This window comes from Pelotalea chapellei (genome assembly GCF_018531195.1).
Classification (GTDB): Bacteria; Desulfobacterota; Desulfuromonadia; order Geobacterales; family Pseudopelobacteraceae; genus Pelotalea; species Pelotalea chapellei.
The window spans coordinates 26,626-49,868 of the sequence record NZ_JAHDYS010000001.1; the positions used below are offsets into that span (position 1 = coordinate 26,626).

A 23,243-nucleotide genomic window follows, 5' to 3' on the forward strand; every position below is an offset into this window, starting at 1 on the left:
CGTTTTTATTTTCCCACCTGCACTCATTAATTTTTCGCCAGCACACATAGTCATTTGCTTGTATTATTGTTCATTTTCATATAATTTGTGACGTTTCTTAACCTTGAAACTTGCCGCACCCGCTTCCTGTCGTAAATGAACCAGCAGATGGAGTTCGCATGAAAAAAAACGATCAACCCACTACAGTCGAAGTCCGACCACTTTCTCTGTCGGCACCGGCTGCTGAAATCAAGGAAGCCCTCCGCATGGTGCGCTGTCCGGTCCGAATTTTGAGCGATAATGGTGAAGTGCAGGGCTTCGCTCCAGCGGTGCTGCCCGAAAATCTTGGAGATCCAGGCTTCTGCGCAGATCTCGGCATACGTTACCCCTACCTTGGCGGCTCCATGGCCAAGGGGATCAGCTCCGTCGCAATGGCTGAAGAGCTGGGGCGAGCCGGAATGCTCGGCTTTTTCGGAGCAGCCGGTCTGCCGGTTCCTGTGGTTGAAGACGCAATCGAAAAACTGCTGGCCACCGGACTTCCCTTTGGCTTCAACCTGATTCATTCACCACACGAACCGGATCTGGAAAAGGTCCTTGCAGAAATGTACATCAACAAGGGAGTGCGCCTGGTGGAAGCATCAGCTTTCCTGGCCCTCACCCTGCCGCTGGTCCGCTATCGCGTCCACGGCATCCACCGGCTGCCCGACGGCACCATCAATACCCCCAACCGCATCATCGCCAAAGTTTCCCGTGAAGAACTGGCCGAAAGATTCTTCTCTCCCCCGCCTGAAAAATTTCTGCGTCAGCTTGTTGCAGAGGGCGCGATTACCGAGGAGCAGGCCGGGCTCGCCGCCAACATTCCCATGGCTCAGGATATCACCGCTGAAGCGGATTCCGGCGGACATACCGATAACCGTCCGGCCATCGCCCTGTTTCCGACCATTCTCTCTCTGGCGGAACGCATGCGAAACAAATTTGGTTATAATTTTAAATTGAGGGTCGGCCTGGGGGGAGGTATTTCAACTCCTGCTTCGGCCGCTGCAGCCTTTGCCATGGGTGCCGCCTACATCATGACCGGCTCGGTCAACCAGGCCTGCCTCGAATCCGGAACGTCGGACGATGTGCGCCAGCTTCTGGCTGCAACACGCCAGGCTGATGTCATGATGGCCCCGGCTGCCGACATGTTTGAAATGGGTGTGACCGTACAGGTATTGAAGCGGGGAACCATGTTTGCCATGCGCGCCGCAAAACTCTACGAAATCTATCGCGCCTGCCCCGGTATCGACGCAATCCCGGCCGCAGACAAGGAAAAACTGGAAAAGACCTTTTTCCTGACCTCCATGGAAGATATCTGGAACCAGACCCGCACCTATTTCCTCAAGCGCGACCCACGCCAGGTGGAAAGAGCCGAGCGGGACCAGAAACACCTCATGGCCCTTGTATTCCGCTGGTATCTCGGACAGGGAGCCCATTGGGCCAAGGACGGAAATACTGCACGCAAAATGGATTATCAGGTCTGGTGCGGACCGGCCATGGGAGCATTTAACGAATGGGCTTCAGGGAGCTTCCTCGAATCCCCTGAGCAACGCAAAATCGCCACTGTGGCGATGAACATCCTTTTCGGCGCGGCAATTCTTTCCCGCGCCTCAATTCTGCGTTTTCAGGGACTGGAACTTCCCGCCGAAGCGCTGGCTGCAGAACCGCTCGAAGATCACCAGATGAAGGAGTGCCTCGCGTGAAAAAGGAAGAACTGGATCGTAACAACGCCGCCAACGTGGATCCGCTGGCAATCATCGGCATTGGCTGTCTCTTTCCCCAAGCCGGAGACAGCACCGCTTATTGGGCCAACATCCGCGAAGGGATCGACGCCATTACCGAGATTCCCGCAACCCACTGGAACGTTGAAGACTACCACGATCAGGACCCCAAATCCCCGGACATGACCTACGGACGACGGGGCGGCTTTCTCTCACCGGTTTCCTTCAACCCGATGGAATATAACATCCCCCCCTCCACCATGGAGGCCATCGACACTTCCCAGCTGCTCGGCCTGGTGGCCGCCGATCAGGCGCTCAAGGATGCCGGTTACGGCCCTGAGCGTGAGTATGACCGCAACCGGGTCAGTGTGATCCTCGGGGTCACCGGCGCCATGGAACTGGTCATCCCTCTTGGTGCCCGGCTCGGCCATCCCCACTGGCGCGCGGCGCTGAAAGATGCAGGGGTTGACCCGGCAGTTGCCGAAGATGTGGTTCAGCGCATTTCCGATTCCTACGTTCCCTGGCAGGAAAATTCATTCCCCGGTCTTCTGGGCAATGTCGTTGCCGGCAGGATCAGCAAGCAGTTCGACCTGGGTGGCACAAACTGCGTCGTGGACGCTGCCTGCGCCAGCTCCTTCAGTGCATTGCACCTGGCCGGGATGGAACTGGCTACTGGCAAATCCGACATGGTCGTTACCGGCGGAATCGACACCTTCAACGACATCTTCATGTACATGTGTTTCAGCAAGACTCCCGCGCTCTCCCCTTCCGGCAATGCAAAACCGTTCGACGCAGCCGGTGACGGCACCATTCTCGGCGAAGGGCTCGGCATCGTTGTCATCAAACGCCTGGCGGATGCAGAGCGTGACGGTGACCGGATCTATGCGGTGATCCGCGGAGTCGGTTCCTCCAGTGATGGCAAAGGCGAAGCAATTTATACCCCAAGCGCCAGCGGCCAGAAAAACGCCATTCGCAACGCCTGCCAACAGGCCGGTGTCACTCCCGAGAGCATCGGGCTGGTTGAGGCCCACGGCACCGGCACCAAGGTCGGTGATGCTGTGGAGGTATCTGCCCTGCGCGACATTTACGGTGAGGCAGATCAACCCTGGTGTGCCCTGGGCTCGGTTAAATCCCAGATTGGTCACACCAAGGCAGCGGCCGGTGCAGCAGGCCTGATCAAGGCGGCTCTGGCGCTGCATCACAAGGTAATTCCCCCCACCATCAAGATTACGCAGCCTCTCAAAGAGGTATCCGACGGAAATTCCCCGTTTTATATTGCCGACCGGAAACGCCCCTGGATCGCCCACAATGGAACCCCGCGCCGTGCCGCGGTCAGTGCCTTCGGCTTCGGCGGCTCCAACTTCCACACGATCATCGAAGAATACCAGCCGAGTAAGCTCAAGGCTGACTGGGACGGCACAGTACAGATTCTCCCCTTCTGCGGAACGGATGCATCGGCAGTGGAAACAACTCTTGCAGCGGTGAACAGCGAACTGACCTGGGATCAGGTGAGAGCACTCGCTGCGGATTTGCGCAATGACTTTGATGCCGCGGCCCCTTGCCGGCTGGTTTTGGTAGCCGAACGTGAACGGACCAACCTGAAATCAGCTTGTGCCAATGCCCTGGCCATGCTGCGCAAAAACCCGGCCGGCAGCTGGAGCACTCCCGACGGAGCCTTCTACTCCGGTGGTGCTGTGTCCGGCGATATGGCCATGCTCTTCCCCGGCCAGGGAGCCCAGTACACCGGCATGCTGCGGGACCTGGCCTGCTGTTTCCCCCAGGTGCTTGATGCCATTACTGCTGCAGACAAAGACTTTTCATCAACCAGTGGAACACATCTCTCGGACCTGATCTACCCTCCTGCCGCCTTTGATGATGCCACCCGTGAGAACCAGGAGGCCGCCCTGCGTGCGACAGACGTCGCCCAGCCCGCTATTGGCGCAGTCAGCCTCGGCGCACTTCAGCTGCTGGAATCATTCGGCGTGGTTCCCCAGGCCGCAGCGGGCCACAGCTACGGAGAGCTTACCGCACTGTGTGCCGCCGGACGTCTGGATGAATCAGCTTTCCATTCCCTCTCCCGATTGCGCGGTCGTCTGATGGCTGCAGGCAGCGGCGACAAGGGAAGTATGCTTGCCGTATCAGCTCCTCTGGAGGTAGTCGAACAGCTGATCAGCGAGGAAAAACTTGAGCTGGTGATTGCAAACCGCAACGCTCCGACCCAGGCCGTTCTTTCGGGAAGCACTTCCGAAATAGCCCGTGCTGCTGCAGCCTGCGCAGCCCGCAAGCTATCCTGCAAACAGCTGCCAGTGGCAGCCGCCTTTCACAGTGAGCTGGTTGCCGATGCAGCTGCACCGCTTCTGGCAGCCCTGAACGATCTGGCTCTGCCCCCGGGACGCCTGCCGGTCTATTCCAACAGCAGTGCAAGCCTCTATCCCGCAGATTCCGCCGAAGCCCGCGAGCTTCTGGCAAACCAGCTGGCCCGTCCGGTGGAATTCGTGGCCGAGATCGAAGCGATGTATGCCGCCGGAGTGCGTACCTTTGTCGAAGTCGGCCCCGGCGCCCGCCTGAGCGGACTGGTCAAAGCCATCCTTGATCAGCGTGAACATACCGTTGTTGCCCTGGATGCCTCCAACGGCAAGCGCTCCGGCATCGTTGACCTGGCCCGCTGTCTGGCCCAGCTGGCAGCCCTAGGATATGGTGTCCGCCTGGCACGCTGGGATGACACCTATAAGCCCGTGCCTGCCGCAAACGGTAAAAAGCCGGCCATGACCATCCAGATTTCCGGCGCCAATTACGTTGCCCCCAAAAAACCAAAAGCAGGGACCGGGGACCGGGGACCGGTAAAATCTATTCAAAACGGCACCAATCCCCAGCCCCAGATCCCAGCTTCTTCCGCCTTCACCAGTCCCACGTCCCAGGTCCCTGCCTCTCCCGCTTTTGGGTCCCAGGTCCCAGGTCCCCAGTCCCCGGTCGCTGCTTCACCGGTTTCCCAGGACGCGCTGGTGGAGTCCCTGCGAGTTACGCGGGAAGGCATGGCCGTGCTGCAACGGATGCAGGAAGAAACAGCACAGCTTCATCGTCGTTTTCTGGAAGGTCAGGAGGCTGCCGGCAGGACCATCCAGACCCTGCTGCAGCACCAGCAGCAGCTGCTTCAGGGTGGCGCTGCGCCGATGCCTTTCTTCACCGCGCCGACCAACATACAGCCGGCACCTGCCGCCTGCAGCACGCCGCCTGTGCACCACGCTTCGGTTGCGCCCGCTGCTGCAGTCGTCGCACCTGCTCCTGCACCAGCACAGGCCCCGGCTACTGACTGTGTAACAGAAACGCTGCTTGCCGTGGTAAGCGAAAAAACAGGTTACCCGGAAGAGATGCTTGAACTGGAAATGGGGCTCGACTCTGATCTGGGAATCGATTCCATCAAACGGGTAGAGATCCTTTCCGCCCTTCAGGAGCGCCTGCCCGACGCACCGGTGATCGGTCCGGAACAGCTCGGCTCCTTGAATACCCTGGGCGAAATTGCCTCTTTTCTCGGAGCAGAACAATCTGTGACCGGGGACCAGGGACCAGGGACCGGGAAAACCATTCAGAATTCTGCTGCTGTTACCGAAACTCTTTTGGCCGTAGTCAGCGAGAAGACCGGCTATCCGGTGGAGATGCTTGAACTGGAAATGGGACTCGACTCTGATCTGGGCATTGACTCCATCAAACGGGTCGAAATCCTTTCGGCACTGCAGGAACGACTGCCCGACGCACCGGTGATTGGTCCCGAACAGCTTGGCTCCCTAAATACCCTGGGCGAGATTGCTGCCTTTTTGGGAGCAGGTTCCGCTCCCCAGTCCCCGGCCACCGCTCTCGCCACTTCAGCCAATGAGGTGACCGAAACCTTGCTGACAGTTGTCAGCGAGAAGACCGGCTATCCGGTGGAGATGCTCGAGTTGGAGATGGGTATGGATTCCGACCTGGGCATTGACTCCATCAAGCGGGTGGAGATCCTTTCAGCTCTGCAGGAACGCCTGCCCGACGCGCCGGTGATAGGTCCGGAACAGCTTGGCTCCCTGAATACCCTGGGAGAAATTGCCGCTTATCTGGGAGCAGGTAAATCGGGGACCAGTGACCAGGGACAGGGAACAAAGGACAATAAACCCGAGTCCGTTGAATCAACGATTGAAAGCGCGCCCTCTGCAGCTGCTGCCCCTCTTCAGCGCAGCACCATTGTGCCTGTGCCTCTTGATGCCGCAGCGAAAACTCTGGACGTTGCCAAAGAGGGCGTCATCTGGGTCAGCGACGACGGCTCCTCGTTTTCTGCCGGGCTATGCGCCTCCCTGAGTTCTTCAGGACACAACGTGCGCCTGGTGCAGGTGCAGGGAACACCGGAGTCCCTGCCTGCTGATGATCTCTGCGGCCTGGTGATTACCGCACCTGCTGCGGGAACCGATGCTCTGTTCCTGGAAAACGCGTTCCTGCTGCTCAAGCATGCCGCTCCAGCCCTGACCCGACGTACCGGAAATGGCGGCGCCATCTTTGCTACAGTTTCACGTCTCGACGGCTCGTTTGCCTGCGGAACCGGAACGACGATTGCCGATCCGCTCTCAGGAGGTCTGGCGGGACTTGCCAAGACTGCCTCCCACGAGTGGCCGGAGCTGTTCTGCAAAGCCATGGACATTGGAGGGTTTCCGGAGGGTGAAACAGCAGCCCTGGCCGTGGCTGGCGAACTTTTCATGCAGGGTCCGCTGGAAGTCGGCCTGACCCCTTCCGGTCGCACAGCTCTCGCCCTCACCCAGCTTCCTGCACTGCCTGAGACATCTGCTGCACTGCAGCCAGGGGATGTGGTGGTAATCACCGGTGGCGGCCGCGGCGTCACCGCCTCGGCAGCAATTGCCCTGGCAGGCGCCTATGGGGCGCAGCTCGTCCTGCTGGGACGCAGCGCACAACCGCAAGCGGAACCGGCCTGGCTTGCACCCCTGACCGGAGAAAGCAGCATCAAGAAAGCCATTTTGGAACAGGCTACTGAAAAGCTGCATCCCCGGGAAATCGAGGAGCGCTACCGTGCCATTGCAGCAGCCAGAGAACTGACGGAAACCTTCGCCAAGATAGAATCTGTCGGCGGCAAAGCAGTTTATCATTCCGTGGATATTCGTGACGGCAAGGCCGTTGATTCCCTGCTGAGTTCCATCCGCGAAACCTGCGGCCCGATCCGGGGGATCGTGCATGGCGCCGGTGTGCTGGCTGACCGTCTGATCAGCGACAAGACCGCAGAGCAGTTCCGACAGGTCTACGCCACCAAGGTAGAGGGTCTGCGTTCACTGCTCGATGCTACCGCCAAAGATGATCTGGCGTGTATCGCCCTCTTCGGTTCCACCACCGGCAGGTTCGGCCGCAGCGGCCAGGTGGATTACGCAGTTGCCAATGAAGTGCTCAACAAGCTGGCCCAGGCTGAATCTCGCCGCAGGCCCGCATGCCGCACGGTCTGCATCAACTGGGGCCCCTGGGATGGCGGCATGGTTACCCCTGCCCTCAAGAAGGTTTTCAGCGGTGAAGGCATCGGCCTGATCGGTCTGGAAGCGGGAGGAAAACTGCTGGCCCGTGAGATCGCAGCCTCCGGCGCCCCGGTGGAAGTAGTGGTATTGGCCGAGCCCCCCGCAACAGCAGCGACAGTCAAAAAATCCAGATCGAGGAACCTTACCGAAGCTTTCTCTCTGGAACTGACCATTGATGATTTTCCCTTTATCCGCTCCCATGTCATGGACGGCAAAGCTGTTCTTCCCATGGCCATGATCGTTGAGTCTCTGGCCCATGGAGCCCTGCACGGCAATCCCGGCTTCCGTTTCCATGGTTTCAACGACCTCCGCATCTGCAAGGGTGTCATTTTTGACCGGAACATGACCTGCCCGCTGCAGGTTCTGGCCGGCAAAGCGGAAAAACATGATTCGCTCTACACTGTTCCGGTAGAGCTGGTCGGCACCAACAGCAACGGCCAGCCGGTTCTGCACGCCAGCGCCGGGATCATCCTCACCACCAGGTTGCCGGAAGGGATCCGCTCGATTGTCGATCTTCCCACGACTCCCTATGCCCACGACAACAGCACCATTTACGACGGCGAGCGCCTTTTTCACGGTCCCGACCTGCAGGGCATCGAACAGGTGGCCGGGTGTTCACCGAAAGGGATCAACGCCGTAGTCAAGGCTGCTCCCCAACCGGCCACATGGGTGAAAAAGCCCCTGAGGAGCGCATGGCTGACCGACCCTCTCGTGATTGACAGCGCATTTCAGCTGATGATTCTCTGGAGTTTCGAACGCTTCGGCGCCGGATCGCTCCCCTCATTTGCAGGGCGTTACCGCCAGTTCCAGGAGAATTTCCCCCGCGAAGGCGCCCAGGTCGTGATCCGCGTGACTGGAGAACATTCCCATAGCGCCTCTGCGGACATTGAATTTCTTGATCGTAAAAGCGGCAAACTGATCGCTCGTCTGGAAGGGTACGAATGCGTGATCGACGCTTCCCTGCAGCGGGCTTTCCGTCGCAATCAGCTTTCCCAGCCGGGTCATGTCGAGCAGGTAGCGGCCTGATGAAATCATGCAGCTCCTCGGTTGCCATTGTCGGCATCGGCGGCATCTATCCCGATGCGCCTGATCTCGATCAATACTGGGCCAACATCAGGGACAAGGTCAGCGCCAGCCGGGAGGTGCCGGAAGGCCGCTGGCGTATTGCTGCGGATGCCGCCTTTGACCCCGCAATTGGTGCTGCGGATAAGGTTTATTCCAGGCGGGGCTGCTTTCTGGGAGAACTTCCCTCTGCCGCCAGCCTCCCCGGCCTGGCTGTGGATCCCCGTCTGCTGGAAGGACTTGACCCGCTCTTCCACCTGCTGATCCATGCAGGCAAGCGTGCCTTTGACGACGGTGTAACCGCACCGCTGGACCGTTCCCGCATCGGCGTGATCATCGGCAACCTTGCATTACCGAGCGAAACCTCCTCACTGCTGACCGCCAACTGGCTCGGCAGAACCTTCCAGGACAAGCTTCTCGGACACTCACATTCTTCAACCGCAACTTCACCTTTTAATCGCTATGTTGCCGGACTTCCGGCAGGTATTCTGGCCCAGGCACTCGGCATCAATGGCGGCGGATTCACTCTGGACGCTGCCTGCGCCTCTTCGCTGTATGCAATCAAACTGGCCATCGACGAACTGCTCTCCCACAGGGCAGACGCCATGCTCACCGGCGGCCTCTCCCGCCCTGATCCGCTCTTCACCCAGATGGGCTTTTCCCAATTGCGGGCACTGTCAAAACGGGGAATCTGCTCCCCCTTTGACGCTGCTGGAGACGGTCTGGTGGTCGGCGAAGGGTGCGGTATTTTCCTGCTCAAGCGTCTTGATGATGCCATTGCCCATGGTGACCGGATCTACGGCATTATCAAGGGTATCGGCTTGTCCAACGACGTGGGGGGCAGCCTGCTGGCGCCCATGTCCGAAGGGCAGCTGCGTGCCATGCGTTCAGCTTACGCACGGGCTGGGTGGAATCCCGGCGATGTCGACCTGATCGAATGCCATGCCACCGGAACCCCGGTTGGTGATGCCACCGAAGTTGCCAGCCTGCGCGAGCTGTGGAACGGCCTGGAAACAGACCGTCAACCGTGCGTCATCGGGTCGGTCAAATCAAACATCGGACACCTGCTTACCGCTGCCGGAGCCGCGGCCCTGACCAAGGTGCTGCTGGCCATGCGCGCAGAAACCCTCCCTCCCACCGCCAACTTCGCAACCCCCCAGCCCGGCATGCAGCTTGAAAAGAGCCCGTTCCGCGTGCTTGACGCTCCCCAGCCATGGCAGCGCCGCAGTGCGGAAACTCCCCGACGCGCTGCTGTCAGCGCTTTTGGCTTCGGCGGGATTAATGCGCACCTGCTGGTCGAGGAGTGGATTTCCGCTCCACCGGCAAAAAGTGCTGAACGTATTGAAGTCCCCTGTTCACCGGGAGCACACAAGGCGGAGCCCATTGCCGTTGTCGGACTTGATGCACGTTTCGGCCCCTGGCAGGACCTGCGCGCTTTCCAGGAACGTGTGCTCGGTGGCGACAACACTGCCACCCCCGAACCGCCCGGTTCGTGGTGGGGAGCCCAGGCAAGCGACTGGTTCAGGCAGAAAGGGCTCGACAGTTTTCCCTTCAATGGATTCTATGTGGATCAGGTCGCTGTGGCTGCGAACCAGTTCCGCATTCCCCCCAAAGAGATGGAAGAGATGCTTCCCCAGCAGCTGCTCATGCTGCAGACCGCCGCAGGAGCGATGGAGGATGCCGGAGCCGGACGGGAAGGCAACTCCAGGACCGGTGTTTTCATCGGCATTGCACTTGACCTGAACAGCACCAATTTCAGCCTGCGCTGGTCCCTGGCGGAACAGGCCGCTGTGTACGCACATGAGCTGGGCCTCGATCTTTCCGAAGAACAGCTGGCCGCCTGGACTAACAGCCTGCGGGATGCCAGCGGCCCAGCCCTGACAGCGAACCGCACCATGGGCGCACTGGGCAGCGTCGTGGCCAGCAGGATTGCCCGGGAATATCAGATTGGCGGCCCCAGTTTCACCCTCTCCAGCGAGGAGAGCTCCGGCGTCCGCGCCCTGGAAACAGCCGTGCACCTGCTCAGGAACCGTGAACTGGACAAGGCTCTGGTCGGCGCCGTTGACCTGGCCGGCGACCTGCGCGCCATGCTGGGGCAACATGCCCTGCTCCCCTTTTCAGCCACCGGTCGCTGCCTCCCCTTTGATCAGCGGGCGGACGGCACCATCGCAGGCGAAGGTGCCACGGCGTTTGTGCTCAAGCGGCTTGAAGATGCCGAGCGTGACAACGACAGAATCTATGCCGTTATCCGCGGCATCGGTTCCAGCAATGGTGAAACCCGCGGCAGTGCCCCCTACCTGCATGCCCTGGAACGCGCCTATGCGGAAGCCGGCATCGACCCGGCCCAGATCGATTACCTGGAAACAGGCGCATGCGGAAATCCGGAAGCTGACCGGCAGGAAGCCGTTATTTTGAGCCAGTTCTTCGGAGCAGCCAACAGGGGTGAACGTTCCTGCGCAGTGGGCAGTGTCAAAGGAGATATCGGTCACACCGGCGCGGTCTCCGGCCTGGCCTCTCTGGCACGCACCTGCCTTGCGCTGCACCAGGAAATCATCCCCGGCTGCCGGGGTATCGAGGAACCGCTGCGGGAGCTCTCCGGTCCCCTGTTCGTTCCCTCCGCTTCACGCTACTGGCTGCTCAATCGCGCAGATGGTCCTCGCCGCGCAGGAGTCAGCGTATGCGGCGTCGATGGTTCCTGCAGTCATGTTGTTATGGAGGGGTGGGAAAAGAATCCGCCTCGCGTTGAATCAGAACGCACTGCTCCGCTCGGCTACGGCGAAGAATTCCTCTTTGCCCTGAGCGGTGCGACCCCGGCGGAAGTATCCGCTGAACTGGACCGTCTGCAGCAACTCATCAGCAAAAACAGTGGCGACAGCCTGGGCAGTCTCGCCTTTTCCTGGTTTGACTCCCGAAACCCGCTCCCCCACAAGCCGCTGGCCATGGCCATGGTTGCCCGCAGCATTGAGGAGCTTGATGCCCTGATTCGACAGGGGCGCATCGCCTTGGAGCAGGGAGCTGTCGCGGACACGATTCCCGCCCTGCGTGACCGCCTTTTCTATTCAGCGGACCCGCTGGCGCTGCAGGGCACAATCGCCTTCGTGTTCCCCGGCTCCGGCAACCACTACCCCGGTATGTCCATGGAGCTTTCCAGCCGCTGGCCGCAGCTGTTCCGCCGTCAGCACGCTGAGAACCTTCTGCTTCGCAGCCAGTTCCAGCCGGAACTGTTCTGGAACAACGCCCCTTCCTCCCTGATCGACGATAACCACAGGGCGGTGATCTTCGGACAAGTCGCCACCGGCTGCATTGTCAGCGACGCTGTCCGCAGCTTCGGCGTGCATCCGGCTCATGTTATCGGCTACAGCCTGGGCGAATCTGCCGCACTTTTCAGCCAGCGAGCCTGGACCGACCGGGACGGCATGTACAGCCGCATGCAGGATTCCACCCTCTTTACCCATGATCTGGCCGGTGAGTGCCGTGCCGCCAGAACTGCCTGGGGAATGGCCGACAACGAAACAGTCCGTTGGAGCATTGGAGTTGCCGACGCACCCGAGGCGGAAGTACGTCGCGCTCTGGCCGATATACCGCGAGCCTACCTGCTGATCATCAATACCCCCCATGAATGCGTGATCGGTGGTGATTCCGCTGCCGTTGAACAGCTCGTGTCACGGCTTGACTGCCGTTTTTTCCCGCTCTCCGGTGTGACCACGGTTCACTGCGAAGTTGCCCGACCGGTGGCAGACGCCTACCATGATCTGCACCTTTTCCCGACCAATCCGCCGGCTGATGTCACCTTCTACAGCGGCGCAAAAGGGGGCTCGTACCGGGTAACCCGCGAAAGTGCCGCCGATGCTATCCTTGCCCAGGCTCTGGAAGGGATTAACTATCCGGCGACCATCGAGTCCGCCTATCAGGCCGGGGTACGCCTGTTCCTGGAAATGGGTCCCGGCGCCTCATGCAGCCGCATGATCTCCCGCATCCTTGACGGCCGCCCCCACCTGGCCCGTTCTGCCTGTTACCAGGGGCAGGAACCGGTCTCCACAGTGCTGCGCATGCTGGCCCACCTGATCAGCGAAGGGGTGGAGGTCGATCTTTCCCCGCTGTTCGACAAGCCGCGATCAGAGAGTCTCCCCGTTACATCGACAGCCATGGTGCGTGTGAAGATCGGTGGTGCGGCATTTCAACCAATGATGCCGATTCTGCCCGCTCCCGTTCACCAAACTCTACCCCCTCCCCTTCAAGGGGAGGGTCGGGGTGGGGATGGGGTAAATATCAGCGCTACCACCGAAACCCACCCTCACCCCAACCTTCTCCCTGAGGGAGAGGGGGCGCTCAGCTGCTCAGACACTCTTCTGCAGGAGTTTTCCCGTGCCCAGCAGGAACAGATAAAAGCCCACGAGGCATTCCTCAGCTTCAGCGACAGCCTGACTCAATCCATGGCCCAGGCTCTGGCTTTGGAGATGTCCCTGCGCCAGGCTCTGGGTGACGATGCCCTGGCCATTGCAGCCGATGAACACATAGCCGCTAAACCTGTTGACGGTGTACCGTACAACTCAGGTTGCTCAAAAATAGTCAGATCGTCGCACCCGCAGGAGGACCCGCAAAGTCCCCTCTCCCGGCCTTTGGCCACCCTCTCCCATAAAGGGAGAGGGAACAGAATGCCCTCCCCCCATTGTGGGGGAGGGATAGGGAGGGGGGACAGCGCTACGCCGCACAAGAGGGCCGACGAGGACGGCGGCGAGATGGCTGTTTTTCAGCGACCTGTAAAACCCTGCACCTTCGATCGAAACCTCTGTCTCGAATTCGCCCGCGGCTCCGTTGCCCGCATGCTCGGTCCACAGTTCGCCGAAGTGGACTCCTTTCCCACCCGGGTACGCCTGCCGGATGAGCCGCTGATGCTGGTGGACCGCATCATGACGGTTGAGGGTGAAGCACGCTCCATGACCAGCGGGCGGGTGGTCACTGAGCATGATGTTCTGCCCGGCGCCTGGTATCTGGACGGCGGCCGCATCCCTACCTGCATCGCCGTGGAAGCAGGCCAGGCCGACTTGTTCCTCTCCGGTTACCTGGGTATAGATTTCATCACCCGCGGCCTGGCGGTCTACCGCCTGCTGGATGCGGTAGTCACCTTTCATCGCGGGCTGCCCCAGCCTGGCGAAACAATCCACTACGACATCCATATCGAGCGTTTCTTCCGCCAGGGTGATACCTACCTCTTCCGCTTCTTCTTTGAAGCCACGGTGGATGGACAGCCGCTGCTCTCCATGCGTGACGGCTGTGCAGGCTTCTTCTCTGCAGAAGAGCTTGACGCGGGCAAAGGCATCGTGCGGCCGGCCCTGGACCTGCGGCCGACCAAGGGCATCCGCCCAGCTGACTGGCAGGAACTGGTCCCCATGTATCGGGAAAGCTACGATGCAGCCCAACTGGATCTGCTGCGGCAAGGTGATCTGGCCGGCTGCTTCGGTACATTGTTCAGCGGCCTGCCCCTTTCCCGCCCGCTGACAATTCCTGGCGGCACCATGCGCATGGTTCACCGGGTCATCAAGCTCGACCCGCAAGGGGGACGCTGCAGCCTCGGCATCATCCGCGCCGAAGCGGACATCCGCCCTGACGACTGGTTTTTGACCTGTCATTTCGTGGATGACCGGGTCATGCCCGGCACGCTGATGTACGAATGCTGCATGCACACCCTGCGTATCTACCTGCTGCGCATGGGTTGGGTAGCCGAAGGAAACGAGGCAGTCTGGGAGCCGGTTCCGGGCGTTGCCAGCAAGCTCTGCTGCCGCGGACAGGTACTGGAAACAACCAAAGTAGTCACCTATGAAGTCACCATCCGTGAAATCGGATATTGTCCCGAGCCCTATGTAATAGTGGATGCCCTGATGTACGCCGACGGCAAGCCGATCGTGGAGATCAGCAGCATGTCTGCTCGGTTGAGTGGGACTACGCGGGAAAAGCTGGAAGCGATGTGGAATGTAGGGGCGAGGCATGCCTCGCCCAATACCGCATCCGGACATGAACAAGGGCGTGGCATACCACGCCCCTACAATGATACGCCACTGAAGAAACCAGCCATCTACACCAAAGAGCAGATCCTGGCCTACAGCAACGGCAAGCCTTCGGAAGGATTCGGCGAGCCCTACCGCATCTTCGACAGCGGCCGCAAGATTGCCCGCCTCCCCGGTCCCCCGTTCCAATTCATGGATCGGGTCACAGCGGTCAAGGGCGCGCCCTGGCAGATGACTGCCGGCGCCATGGCCGAAGCGCAGTACGACACCCCTTCCGACGCCTGGTTTTTTGGTGTCGAACGGCAGGGGCGCATGCCGTTTTCCGTTCTGCTGGAAGCGGCACTGCAGCCGTGCGGCTGGCTGGCCGCCTATGTCGGCTCGGCCCTGACCAGCCCCAGTGACATCTCCTTCCGTAACCTGGGGGGCAGCGCGGTTCAGTATCGGCCGATAACACCCGAAAGCGGCACCCTGACCGCCGTGGCTACCCTGAAAAAAGCGGCCACCAGCGGCGGCATGATCATTCAGGAGTTCGATTTCAGCGTAGCCGATCAACAGGGTATCCTCTACGAGGGCGACACCATGTTCGGCTTCTTCTCCAAAGAGGCCCTGGCCAATCAGGTCGGCATCCGTGACGCCAAACCGTATCAGCCGACACCGGCAGAGGTCGAGCGCGGTCGCAGCCTGCCCTACCCCGACCAGGCACCTTTCCCGGACAAGCAACTGCGTATGATCGACAGGATCGAGATGTTCGTGGCTGATGGAGGCCCCCAGGGGCTCGGCTATATCCGCGGCACAAAAGATGTGGATCCTGACGAATGGTTCTTCAAAGCACACTTCTTCGAGGATCCAGTCACCCCAGGCTCCCTGGGGCTGGAATCTTTCCTGCAGCTGGTCAAGTTCGCCGCAGTCGAGCGCTGGGGATGGCAGCAGGGGGATGTGCTGGAATGCGTGGCCCTGGAGAAGAAACACAATTGGCTGTACCGTGGTCAGATCGTGCCGACCAACAAGCAAGTGACAGTGCAAGCCTGGATCACCGCCGTGGATGAACAGCAGCGGATCATGACGGCAGCAGGCTTTCTTTCGGTTGATGGCAAGATGATCTATCAGATGAATGATTTTACGGTAAGTATTTGTAAAGGCTGAGAGACCTACCCCTCTCCCTAGCCCTCTCCCACACGGGGAGAGGGAACTTCCTCCCCTCCCTTTATGGGAGGGGCCGGGGGAGGGAGCAAGCAGCTGATTTGCATATAAAGCACCCATGAGGTCCACATGAAGTATCGCAAAGTTACCATTGAGGCGCTTGGTTATGAACTTGCACCGGTGGTCGTTACCTCCACCGAACTGGAAGCCCGCCTGGAGCCGCTGTATCGCTACCTGCGCATTGCGCCCGGGCAGCTGCAGGCCCTGACCGGCATCCGTGAACGACGCTGGTGGGAACCGGGCTATCCCCTCTCCCACGGTGCAATCGCCGCAGCCAGGAAAGTGCTGCTCTCCACAGGTATCTCCCCCGATGACATCGGCGCGCTGATCTACGCGGGCGTCTGCCGCGAGCAGTTCGAGCCCGCCACCGCCTGCCGCGTTGCCGCCGGCCTTGGCATCGGCGGCAAAGCGGCAGTGTTCGACCTCTCCAATGCCTGCCTGGGGGTATTGAACGGTATTCTTGACGTTGCCAACCGCATCGAGCTGGGGCAGATCAAGGCCGGCCTGGTAGTCTCCTGCGAAAGCGCCCGGGAGATCAACGACATCATGATCGCCCGCATGCTGGAAGAGCGGACCATGCAGCACTTCGCCGCTTCGCTGGCAACTCTGACTGGCGGTTCCGGTGCAGTTGCGGTCCTTCTGACCGACGGCTCTTTTACCGGAGTCTCGCGTCGGCAGCTGCTGGGGGGCATTACCCAGACAGCACCGGAGCACCATCGTCTCTGCCTGTGGGGCGTGGCACCCGACGGCAAGGGGGGCTACACCCAATCAATGTCAACTGACGGGGTCAATGTGATGAACTACGGCGTCGAACTGGGCCGCCAGACCTGGGAGGCTTTTCTGCCGCAGGTTGGCTGGCGTGCCGCGGAAATAGACAAGGTTATCTGCCATCAGGTCGGTTCGGCCCACCAGAGCGCCATCCTCAAATCCCTCGATATTCCAAGCGACAAGGATTTCACCTCCTACGAATATCTGGGCAACATGGGTACCGTTTCCCTGCCGCTGACCGCAGCCATTGCCGATGAACGCGACATTCTTGAAGAGGGTGACAAGGTAGCCTTCCTGGGGATTGGCAGCGGGTTGAACTGTCTGATGCTGGGGATGGATTGGTAGTGGAGCAGATTGAGGTTGAGGTTGAGGTTGAGGATTAAGATCAGGATCAGCAGATAAAAAGGCGCATTTCCACTCTATGAATTCATATTTTTCACAAGAATACCCCTTCACAGGGAAGAAGCTCGAGCTTAACGGCCTCAACTACCATTACCTGGATGAAGGCAGCGGATCGACTGTTGTCATGGTGCATGGCAACCCTTCCTGGTCGTTTTACTATCGCAACCTGGTTCTGGCCCTGCGTGATCGCTACCGCTGCATCGTGCCCGACCACATCGGCTGCGGTTTTTCCGACAAGCCGGGCGATGACCGCTACGACTATACCCTTGCCCAACGGGTTGATGATCTGGAACGACTGCTCGATCAGCTAGGGCTGGTCGATAACATTACCCTTGTTGTGCACGACTGGGGCGGGATGATCGGCATGGCCTACGCTGTGCGCCATCCCGAGCGCATCAGCCGCCTGGTGATCCTCAACACCGGCGCCTTCCACCTCCCCAAAACCAAGGTCTTTCCGCCCGCCCTGGACATCTGCCGCAACACCGCCTTCGGCACCCTGCTGGTACGCGGCCTGAACGCCTTCAGCGTGGGCGCCTCCTATGTAGGGTGCAAACGCAACCCGATGAACGCCGAGCTGCGCAGCCTCTACCAGCTCCCCTACGATTCATGGCAGAACCGCATCGCCACCCTGCGCTTCGTGCAGGACATCCCCCTCCGGCCAGGCGACCGCGGCTATGACCTGGTCTCCGCCGTGTCGGATGGCATCGACCAATTCAAAAACCTGCCCATGCTGATATGTTGGGGCGAGCTGGACTTTGTCTTTGACGGTCACTTCCTGGCCGAATGGCAGCGACGCTTCCCCGACGCAGAGGTTCACAGCTACCCGGACTGCGGACATTACATCCTGGAGGACGCCAGGGAAGAGGTTGTGCCGCTGATCAGGGAATTCCTGGAGCAGACGAAGGTTAGTTTGTGAAAAATTACTATACCCCTCCGCTGGCAATGCCATTAAACCTCAATGCCTCCTGCTGACATGATCGTGCCAGCAGGAGGGCCCCTTCTGCTCCCACCCTTCAGAATTCCTGTTCCTTTCAATGCCATCCGCTATTTGTGAGACAAATTATTAATTAAAATATTATTGACATTTTAAAATTATTGGCAGAGTTATGAAAAAATGAAGATTTGTCACCGAAGGGGTAAAGCCAGGGAAACCTGGTGGCGCAAAGCTACCTGTCCAGCAATGGATAGAGGGGCTGTCGAAGTGGCTGCATAGACTTTGAGCCTACCCTGACAATCTTTGGGTAGGCTTTTCTATTGGAGATGGATGTAAATCAAATTAATCAATGATGGTACTCCATGCGGGAGGTGGACTATGCACAAACGAACCATATTTCTTGTGATCTGTCTGGTGGCGTTGGTTTTGATAATACCAGGATGCTCCGGCACGCAGAGAGATGAGACAACGAACCATGTCAACACGGTTTATTATAATTCGCTTAAGGAGGGGAACTATACCAACCTCCTGAGAGCTCACCCGCAATTTCCCGCCAGTGGTGAACTTTTCTCCGAAAACACAAGCATTTTCAAACTGGAACCGGCCAACGCAAATTCCCTTTCTAAAAAGCTGCCGGATGCCATGCTTTCAGATTTCGCCCTGTATTTTTCTCCTGCCTCAGCACCTAAACGCGTTGCATCGACCGTCAGTGATCTGCCGGCGCCAGCCCCATCTCCTTCAAGTGCTATTCCATCCCTGAAAAGACAGGATGTTATTCCGGATTCCTGCTTGGGTCTCACCGGTACCGCTTTCCGCGACTGCCTGGAGAATCTGGGGGGCAGCGCAGTGCCTCAAAGCGACCATGTTTCAATGCACGATCCGCAATCACTGGCTATCGAGGCGGGGCAAACCATCACCGATTCGATTCCGGGAAAAACAATACAGACATTGACATCTAACGTCTCCAAGGCAGATCGGGATGCCATCGTGGCTAAACTTACCGATTTCACAAACGATGATCCAACCCATGCAAGTATAAATTTGGCCGCTTTCGATCCATTTAATCCAACTGGTTACTCTCTCGCCTCGGTAATCATCTCAGACAGCAGCATGTCAGATACAAATGGCGACGGCGTTCTGGAACCGCATTCCACTATGACTACAGAGATATTGAAGCCGGTCGGCTACCGGAGAAGTCCTTCGGTCGCTTTAGATACCTGCCTAAGTAAATACGGAGACAACATTGCGGATCGCTATGTTGTCAAAGTTACCACCCTTGTTCACCTTGACTCACTGAAAGCACAGCGGCAATCTGTTCCAGTATTTACCACAGATTCCGGTGTCGACTTTTACCAGCCCATCCATGATGCCATGACCACAAATCATGCGCTTGACGCCAATATCATCAAATCAATCTACGATTCAACTGCCATATTGCCCGGATCGTCAACCGAATACACGTTCATGTTCCAGATAGATCCTGATCAGATTAGTGGAGAGTACAAAAATCTGCTTGAAAAAATAGCGGTTGAAGGCGATACCGCATGCCAGGACGTGGTTGAGCAGCATATCAATCCCCGTACAGCCATTATAAGTGGTGTATCGGCGACAGGGAACAGCCCGCAGAAGACCGCCGGTTCCCTGACAGTATTTTACCAGGTTCCGGCTGCCTTCAGCCGGCAACTGACAGCGAAGATCGCATCTGCTCTAACCGGACAAGACGCAACGCTCTCAGATAACTTTCAGCCCATACGCGATTATTGCATGGTAAACGGTGACGGACTCAAAGTGGCCATAGTCGATCCGGTAAGCGGAGCAATCATTCCAGCCTGTGAAAAATATAACCAGAAGGCCCTGGCCAAAACCGTGCTGATGACCAAAAGCGGAGCCTGTAAGGACGATCGTGGAAACTGGGCTTATGACGCATCAAGACTACGTACCAAACGCTTCGGCAGAGGGATCCAATGGATTTTTACCGAGTGGCTTTTGCACAACCAAGTGGGGGACTACAAAAATATTCATTGGTATCAGAGTACCTGGAAGAGTGGAGTACAGGTCGCAGTGAAAGGGGCTAAGTACCTGCTCGCTACGTATCTCAAAATCCAGATTGGCGCTATAAAAATTGAAGGCAAAGATAAGGACAAGATCGACCAGAAAAAGAAAATAAAATATCTGAAGAGCCTTCTACCTTTGATCAAGGATGTGGTGTTAAAAATAAACGGAACCAAAATTGCTGGATATAAACTATCGCTTCCACCTGTCGTGGGTGATTTTTTAGGTGGTTCGAGTAAGTTTTTTCCAAGCGGAGCAGGATCTGATGATACTTTCGGCAATCCATCCTTAGACTATTGGTTGCTATTGGAACTAAAGCAGGGGGTGAAGGGTTTTTTTGTGGACAGAGTGACGGATGCCGCTGCCCAGATGCTCGATGTGACTATTACCGGATGGCAGGATATTTCCGATAGAAGCCACTATGGTTGCTTCGAGTTTGATTAGTGATAGCTGGGAAAGGTGTTCACTTCCTTTAAAACAGCACAGATTGCCAACAGCTTTCAATGAAGATACAGGGGGATTGAATCACTCGCCGAGGTTAAAACTGTAATCTTCGAAGCGTGCATCTCGGAAGGGAGGTGCGTTCCTCCGAATATGCGATGCCATCTATATTCACGGCAACGGAAAAGTTCCTGCTACCTGTGTGAGCATGTAGTATTCGTCCAGCTCCTGGATGAGGAAATCAACAAAGGCTCGGTTCGCCCGGGAGAGATACGAATTTTTCTTCCATGCTATGTGGAGGTCCATAAAAAGGTGTGGATCACATGATATGGCGGCTACTTCGGCATCACGGGCAACCACCATCTTGAGGAAAAACGCCAAGCCCAACTTCTCCTTGACCAGACTCCGGATCAGAGAGAATAGATTTGATTCCGCCACCACCGTCGGAACGATCTTTTCACTGGCACACAGCTCATCAATCAGCTCCCGCAGGTGATATCCCTCCTTGTAATGAATCAGCGGCTCTCCCAGTAACTCAAGCAGCGCAACCTTTCTGTGTCCGGCGAAGCGGTGTCCGGGATGCACGCAGGCAACGATCTCTTCCCGTAACAGGTGATGGGAGTCCAGGCCTTCCGGTACTTCTCCGGCGATTACCCCGATATCAAGCTCGCCGGATATGATTTTGCGCTGAATGCTCCAGGCGCTGTCTCCGGAGATGGAAATTTTGAGGCCCGGATGGCCCTGTTTGAATGAAGAAATTATCCTGGGGAAGAAAAAACTACTTAACATCGGGGTGAGGCCGACACGCACCTCTCCCTTGAGCAGGCCCCGTAGATCGGCAATCTCCTGTTTCGCGTTGCTGACCCCTTGCAAAATGCTTTGCGCATGAAGCAATAGCGCTTCACCTTCTGCTGTTAAAGAAATCTTCCTATCCCTCCGGTTAAACAGAAGCACGTCCAGCTCTTCCTCCAGTTTTTTGATGGCTATGCTGAGAGCAGGTTGGGCTATGTTCAATTTTTCTGCAGCCTTGGTAAAACCTTCGCACGCCGCCACACCTAAAAAGAATTTCAACTGTCGCAAATCCATAAGTTCACGCCTTATTATTCGTTTTATATATAGATCACATAAAAACAATATATTTTTATTATATACCTGCACAGCCCTATATTTGGCAACAGGTTCCGGTGAGAGGGGGAAATAAATGGCTATTTATCTGGATTGCAATGCAACAACGCCGGTGGAACCGTCGGTAGCATCGGTGGTGATGCGATTTCTGGAAAAGGATTTCGGCAATGCGGCAAGCCCCATCCATGACCATGGTGTATTTGCCCTTGCAGCCGTGGAACATGCACGGGGCCAGATAGCCGAGGTAGTCAAGGCACGCCGCGACGAGGTGATTTTTACCAGCGGCGCCACGGAGAGCAACAACCTGGCACTACTCGGGCTTGCCGAGGCGGGAACAAAAAGTGGACGCCGCCATCTGATTGCTACCGCCATCGAACACAAGGCTGTGCTCGAGCCGCTTGAAGAGATGGCACGGCTCGGCTTCGAGGTGCAAATCCTGCCGGTTCAGGCGGACGGACGTATAGATCCGCAGCGATTGTCGGATGCGCTTCGTCCCGACACTCTTCTGGTCTCGACCATGCATGTGAACAATGAAACCGGAGTGTTCCAACCACTAACAGAGGTTGCGGATATTTTGTCGAACCGGGAGACCTGGTGGCATGTTGATGCGGCCCAGGGATTTGGCAAGGAACTGGAACAGCTCCGCAATCCGCGTATCGATCTCATCTCGATCAGCGGCCACAAGATATACGGCCCCAAAGGTGTTGGAGCCCTGATCGCCCGCAAGCATGACCGTCAGTTTCCCCCGCTGCGTCCGCTCATGTTCGGCGGTGGCCAGGAGCAGGGGTTGCGTCCCGGCACCCTGCCGGTACCATTGATAGCCGGTCTTGGGGAAGCGGCAAAGCTTGCGGTGCGAAACAACGCTGAGCGTATCGAGAAATGTCGAATGTTCCGCCACAAAATTCTGCCACCATTCTTGGCGCTGGGCGCGGCACAGAATGGCACTGAAGAATACACGCTGCCCCATGTACTCAATGTTTCGCTGCCAGGGATCAACTCCGAGCAGGCAATCAAAGCGCTAAAAAGGGTTATCGCCGTATCCAGCACCTCGGCATGCACATCACATACTCGTACGCCAAGCCATGTCCTAGGAGCAATGGGGCTGTCGTCCGAGAAGGTGGAACAGTCTATTCGCTTGTCGTGGTGCCACATGACCCCTGAAGTGGACTGGTCTGAAGTGGAACATATTCTTCGTGCGCTGCGCGGATAAGAAAGGTGGTACGAAATGAACGATATATTCAGAGAGCTGGAAGAAGCGACGCTTGACCAGTATGACAACTACGATCTGCCGAAATGGCTGGCCGATCCGGTGCTTGTGGTGGCAAGAAATCCTTTGGCCTATCAGGGGAAAGAGTATCTGATCGAAATTCTCCTGGCCCAGGTCAGAGAGTATGATGTCTACGCGGAAGCCGGTTGCTGTAAATGGGCCTATGACCATGAAGACATCAAACGGACACTGGGCTGGCTGGAGGAAGAGAGATGACGGCATTCGAAAAGCTGCGATCAGTTACAGAAAAGGCCCAAAAGGAACAGGATCTACCGGATTTTCTGGCGGAGCGCATCTATGGGATTATTGAAAACAAGGAGCGGTTCCATGCAAGGGAGGCCGAGATAGACGAACTGGCGGAAAAAGTATCGAACTACGACACCTACGGCCAGACAGGTTATCTGGGAATGGGGGTCAACAATGTCATCCTGGAAAAGACCTTGAATCGTCTGGTGATGTAATAAGCTGTTTAATAAGGAAAAACTTAATAAAAAAGGCCGCATTGCACAAATGCGGCCTTTTGAGTAACACAGGAGAAACGAGTATTTCTTCTATGCAGGAGCTGCCAGAAATCGTTTCATATGAAGCAAAGGGTTAGATTTTGCAAAATTGGTTTTTTCTACAATAAATAATATTCAAAAACTTTGCAGCTACTACTTTACCAGCATATATAGTACAAAAATGGCTGTAAGATATGGTCAAATGTGGTATTTA

General features: G+C 57.5%; 10 protein-coding genes and 1 riboswitch. Of the genes, 9 read left to right on the top strand and 1 reads right to left on the bottom strand.

Translation table 11 applies throughout. From position 1 onward, the window contains the following. Window positions 1-158: 158 nt before the first annotated feature. The 6 genes from KJB30_RS00145 to KJB30_RS00175 all read left to right on the top strand — a co-directional run bounded on the left by KJB30_RS00145 (window position 159) and on the right by KJB30_RS00175 (window position 20,140). Window positions 159-1,718 (top strand): PfaD family polyunsaturated fatty acid/polyketide biosynthesis protein, encoded by a 1,560-nt coding sequence (locus KJB30_RS00145; protein WP_214295908.1) that lies wholly within the window; start codon window positions 159-161, stop codon window positions 1,716-1,718. Then, window positions 1,715-8,299 carry a type I polyketide synthase gene (locus KJB30_RS00150; RefSeq protein WP_214295909.1) on the top strand — a complete coding sequence of 2,195 codons (6,585 nt, stop codon included), beginning with the start codon at window positions 1,715-1,717 and terminating at the stop codon, window positions 8,297-8,299. The genes KJB30_RS00145 and KJB30_RS00150 overlap by 4 nt, the downstream gene beginning before the upstream one ends. Continuing rightward, window positions 8,299-15,483 (top strand): type I polyketide synthase, encoded by a 7,185-nt coding sequence (locus tag KJB30_RS17910; protein WP_246545395.1) that lies wholly within the window; start codon window positions 8,299-8,301, stop codon window positions 15,481-15,483. Before KJB30_RS00150 ends, KJB30_RS17910 begins: the two co-directional genes overlap by 1 nt. A 126-nt stretch (window positions 15,484-15,609) precedes the next feature. Further along, on the top strand, window positions 15,610-16,653 hold the full coding sequence (locus KJB30_RS00165) for a 3-oxoacyl-ACP synthase III (RefSeq protein WP_214295910.1): 1,044 nt from the start codon (window positions 15,610-15,612) through the stop codon (window positions 16,651-16,653). A gap of 76 nt (window positions 16,654-16,729) precedes the next feature. Continuing rightward, window positions 16,730-17,626, top strand: coding sequence for an alpha/beta fold hydrolase (locus tag KJB30_RS00170; protein ID WP_214295911.1), 897 nt, complete (start codon window positions 16,730-16,732; stop codon window positions 17,624-17,626). A 209-nt stretch (window positions 17,627-17,835) separates the two neighbouring features. Then, window positions 17,836-17,911: riboswitch (cyclic di-GMP riboswitch) on the top strand. 111 nt (window positions 17,912-18,022) lie between these two features. Then, on the top strand, window positions 18,023-20,140 hold the full coding sequence (locus KJB30_RS00175; protein WP_214295912.1) for a hypothetical protein: 2,118 nt from the start codon (window positions 18,023-18,025) through the stop codon (window positions 20,138-20,140). Between the two features lie 168 nt (window positions 20,141-20,308). Here the strand turns inward: KJB30_RS00175 and KJB30_RS00180 are convergent, their stop codons facing one another. Next, window positions 20,309-21,223 carry a LysR family transcriptional regulator gene (locus KJB30_RS00180; RefSeq protein ID WP_214295913.1) on the bottom strand — a complete coding sequence of 305 codons (915 nt, stop codon included), beginning with the start codon at window positions 21,221-21,223 and terminating at the stop codon, window positions 20,309-20,311. Window positions 21,224-21,338: 115 nt separating this feature from the next. Here KJB30_RS00180 and KJB30_RS00185 point away from each other — a divergent pair, with 115 nt between their 5' ends. Genes KJB30_RS00185 through KJB30_RS00195 form a run of 3 tightly spaced genes read left to right on the top strand, consistent with a single transcriptional unit; the run spans window position 21,339 to window position 22,990 of the window. Continuing rightward, window positions 21,339-22,472, top strand: a complete 1,134-nt coding sequence (locus tag KJB30_RS00185) for an aminotransferase class V-fold PLP-dependent enzyme (RefSeq protein ID WP_214295914.1) — start codon at window positions 21,339-21,341, stop codon at window positions 22,470-22,472. Between the two features lie 15 nt (window positions 22,473-22,487). Further along, entirely contained in the window at window positions 22,488-22,745 is a 258-nt protein-coding gene (locus tag KJB30_RS00190) for a GSU3529 family protein (protein ID WP_214295915.1), read from the top strand. After that, entirely contained in the window at window positions 22,742-22,990 is a 249-nt protein-coding gene (locus tag KJB30_RS00195; protein ID WP_214295916.1) for a GSU3529 family protein, read from the top strand. The genes KJB30_RS00190 and KJB30_RS00195 overlap by 4 nt, the downstream gene beginning before the upstream one ends. Window positions 22,991-23,243: the final 253 nt, after the last annotated feature.

Coding starts and splice junctions, on each gene's coding strand:
- KJB30_RS00145 (WP_214295908.1), top strand. CDS start 159: ATGAAAAAAAACGATCAACCCACTACAGTCGAAGTCCGACCACTTTCT.
- KJB30_RS17910 (WP_246545395.1), top strand. CDS start 8,299: ATGAAATCATGCAGCTCCTCGGTTGCCATTGTCGGCATCGGCGGCATC.
- KJB30_RS00165 (WP_214295910.1), top strand. CDS start 15,610: ATGAAGTATCGCAAAGTTACCATTGAGGCGCTTGGTTATGAACTTGCA.
- KJB30_RS00170 (WP_214295911.1), top strand. CDS start 16,730: ATGAATTCATATTTTTCACAAGAATACCCCTTCACAGGGAAGAAGCTC.
- KJB30_RS00175 (WP_214295912.1), top strand. CDS start 18,023: ATGCACAAACGAACCATATTTCTTGTGATCTGTCTGGTGGCGTTGGTT.
- KJB30_RS00180 (WP_214295913.1), bottom strand. CDS start 21,223: ATGGATTTGCGACAGTTGAAATTCTTTTTAGGTGTGGCGGCGTGCGAA.
- KJB30_RS00185 (WP_214295914.1), top strand. CDS start 21,339: ATGGCTATTTATCTGGATTGCAATGCAACAACGCCGGTGGAACCGTCG.
- KJB30_RS00190 (WP_214295915.1), top strand. CDS start 22,488: ATGAACGATATATTCAGAGAGCTGGAAGAAGCGACGCTTGACCAGTAT.
- KJB30_RS00195 (WP_214295916.1), top strand. CDS start 22,742: ATGACGGCATTCGAAAAGCTGCGATCAGTTACAGAAAAGGCCCAAAAG.